This window comes from Occallatibacter sp., assembly GCF_049802275.1.
Taxonomy (GTDB): Bacteria; Acidobacteriota; Terriglobia; order Terriglobales; family Acidobacteriaceae; genus Telmatobacter.
This window is the reverse complement of the sequence record NZ_JBARMD010000094.1, coordinates 1-3010: the sequence shown is the minus strand read 5'-3', so window position 1 is coordinate 3010 and position 3010 is coordinate 1. Positions and strand designations below refer to the sequence as shown.

The 3010-nt window shown below is 61.4% G+C and carries 3 protein-coding genes; 2 read left to right on the top strand and 1 reads right to left on the bottom strand.

The features are described from left to right. Positions 1–224: 224 nt before the first annotated feature. Positions 225–1250 (bottom strand): Vgb family protein, encoded by a 1026-nt coding sequence (locus WA354_RS03095; RefSeq protein WP_472811546.1) that lies wholly within the window; start codon positions 1248–1250, stop codon positions 225–227. A gap of 110 nt (positions 1251–1360) precedes the next feature. On the opposite strand from WA354_RS03095, the gene WA354_RS03090 reads away from it, so the two are divergent. Together WA354_RS03090 and hemA are read left to right on the top strand one after the other, a co-directional pair. Further along, on the top strand, positions 1361–2197 hold the full coding sequence (locus WA354_RS03090) for a cytochrome C assembly family protein (RefSeq protein ID WP_472811545.1): 837 nt from the start codon (positions 1361–1363) through the stop codon (positions 2195–2197). After that, positions 2194–3010 (top strand): glutamyl-tRNA reductase (gene hemA / locus WA354_RS03085; RefSeq protein ID WP_472811544.1); only part of this gene is annotated, 817 nt, incomplete at its 3' end. The genes WA354_RS03090 and hemA, both read left to right, overlap by 4 nt.

The following is a 3010-nucleotide window of genomic DNA, read 5'->3' as shown; positions in this document are numbered from 1 at the left end:
CCACTGGCGCATAAAGGGAGTAGGTTCCAGCGACTTCGCGCCGGCCTTGCCTGTCACCGGCTCAGCAGATGCAAGTTCAAGTACCTCAGGGGCAGGGGAAGACGGCGGCGCCGCCGCGGATTGGAGGTCTGCGGGTTGCACGAGTGCCTACAGATTACCGTGACGTGACGCATCCCGCCCTGTGCAGAACGTGCCCAAAACCTGATGCAACACAATGCAGGACATCACGGTTCCCGAACGGGAATCCGCCACACCTTCCCGCCCTTGAGATCGGTCAGCCAAACCGTGCCGAAGGCGAAGCGCACGCTATCTCCGCCTTTGCCATGCCACTGCGCCACAACCTTGTTCGTCTTCGCATCGATCCGGGTCAATGGAAATTCCATCTCCGTGGCCCACGCCGAGCCCGCGCCAAACGAAATCTCGCCACCGTGCCCCGGAATCCCCGCAGCGATGGTTGCTTCCAGTTTTCCCGTCTTCGCGCTCACCCGCGAGACAGTGCCATCTCCCTGGTTCAGCACCCAGATCGATCCCGCCCCGTAAGCCAGAAATCGCGGCATCGGACCAACCGCGGTGGAACTCACCACCTTGTTCGTCGCAGGATCAACCCGCACCAGCACATTTCGGGCATTCGAAGTCACCCAGACAGATCCCTCGGCGAACAGGGGATTGAACGATCCCGCAGGAATCTTGATCGTCGCTATGACCTTGTTAGTCGCCGCATCGATCCGCGTCAGCTCGCCGTCCCCATCTCCGTTCTTCGCCGACGTCACCAGCCACACGCTTCCGGCACCGGTCGTGATTCCACCCTCGGAGTCCGCCGGCCCAGCCGGAATGGACGCCTGCACCGCGCCGGTTTTCTCATCCACCCGCACCACGCTCTTGTCGCCGCAACTCGGAATCCACAAGCTCTGAAACCCCACAGCCAGTCCCGAACACGGTTTGTGCACCGTCACCGACATTCCCGGCTGGTTCGTCGCCGCGTCCAGACGGACCACGCTATCGGTCTTCTCGCTCGTCACCCAGACTGCGTCCGAAGTCGCCGTCAGCCAGTCCGGTTCGCCTTTCACCTCAATGGTGGCAGTCCTCGGCAGTTCCTCCATCGCATGCTGAATTCCAGGCGACTGAATCCCTGTCTTTTTCGGAAAAACGGCATCCTGCGCCAATAAAGTGATCCGGGTGGCGCCCATCGCGGCCGCCAACAACGCAATTCCACGGCAATACCACCTAAATCGTTGCAACAGCGTCTTCATTCTTGCCTGATCTCTCTGGGCCACACGCCGCCTGAAGCGGTTCATGGGGGCAGTTATGGTGATTTGGATCACAGTATACTGAGAGCTAAGGCTTTAGATTTGAGTTCGGCATGCATCTCCTCTGGCTCCGAGTCGCGACCGTTCTTTACTTCGCGGCAAGCTACGCAATTTTTCCCGCCGTGCTCTATTCCTCCGTGCGGGCGCGCGCGTGGTGCGTACATCTCGGCGGCATGGCCTTCTTCTTCCATTTTGTTTCTGTCGTGGAAATGCTCGTCCAAGCCCATCGCTGGATGCCCGTCGGCGCCCGCGAAGCTGAATCGCTGCTAGGATTTGCTGTCGCCGGACTGTTCTTCCTGGCCTGGTGGATATATGACGCAATCTCCCTCGGCGTCTTTGCGCTCCCCATCACATTTTTTCTGGTCTTTGTTCCCGCGCTCGGCCTTCAGGGCTACAGTTTCCCCTCGCAAGGCGTCCGCACCAGCTGGCTCATCGCCCACATCACCGCTCTTCTCGCAGCCTACGCAGCCCTGGGTTTCAGCCTGCTGGCCTCGCTCCTCTATCTAGTCCAGGAACGCCGGCTTAAATCCAAGCCGAAGTCCAACGAAGATTCCTGGTGGATCCCTCTCGACTGGTTGCCCCCGCTCGACACCCTTGAGCGCATCGCCCACGCCATGCTGCTCTTCGGTTTTCCGTGCATGACGGTTGGCCTCATCCTCGGCGCTGTTCTGGTGCAGGAAACCTCGCTCGGCGCAGCGTACTTCGTCGATCCCAAGGTCATCGCCTCCTACGCCATGTGGGGGCTTTACGTTCTCCTGCTCTTCCTGCGCCAGTCCGCCGGCCTTCGCGGTCGCAAAGCCGCCTATCTCTCAGGTGCCGTGCTCATCGTCATGCTCTGTGTCTGGGCAGCGAACACGGTCAGTCACGTTCACAGGTTCGGTGCCCCATGAGCCAGCTCGTGCTCATCGGCATCAACCATAAGACCGCGCCCATCGAGTTGCGCGAGCGCATCGCCATCTCGCGCGACGATCTGCCTGACGCTACTCGCGCCCTCGCCGCCCAACCCGGCGTCAGTGAGTGCATGATCGTCTCAACCTGCAACCGTGTTGAGATGCTGGCCGCGGTCGAATCGCCCGACACCGACCTCACCATGTTTCTGCACAACCACTTTGGCCTGGACCAGGCTCTCCTCGCGCCTCACATTTACCAGCATCGCGATCAACTGGCCGTCCGCCATCTTTTCCGCGTCGCCGCCAGTCTTGACTCCATGGTCGTCGGCGAGCCGCAGATCCTCGGCCAGGTCAAAGAAGCCTTCGCCGCTGCGCGCGCTGCCGGAACTGTCTCCGGCCAGCTCGAACATTTGCTGCAGTCCGCCTTCGCCGCCGCCAAGCGTGTCCGCACTGAAACCGCCATCGGCTCCAACTCCGTGTCGATCGCTTCGGTCGCCGTGGAGCTTGCCCGCAAAATCTTCGGATCACTGCAGGGCCGCACCGTCTTCCACGTCGGCGCCGGCAAAATGAGCGAACTCGCCGCCCGCCACCTCGTCCAGCAGGGCGCCGGAGCCATCCTCGTCACCAATCGCACGCTCGAACGGGCCCGTCAGCTCGCTGAGCCCTTCGACGGCCGCGTTATTCCATTCGAAAAGCTCTACGAGACCGCCACAGAAGCCGACATTGTCATCAGCTCCACCGGCGCGCCGCACCCGATTTTCCGCAAAGAACACGGTCAGCAGTTCATGCATCGCCGCCGCAACCGCCCCATGT

Bases quoted from the DNA above. Each gene is read 5' to 3' on its own strand.
- WA354_RS03095 (WP_472811546.1), bottom strand. From the start codon at position 1,250: ATGAAGACGCTGTTGCAACGATTTAGGTGGTATTGCCGTGGAATTGCG.
- WA354_RS03090 (WP_472811545.1), top strand. From the start codon at position 1,361: ATGCATCTCCTCTGGCTCCGAGTCGCGACCGTTCTTTACTTCGCGGCA.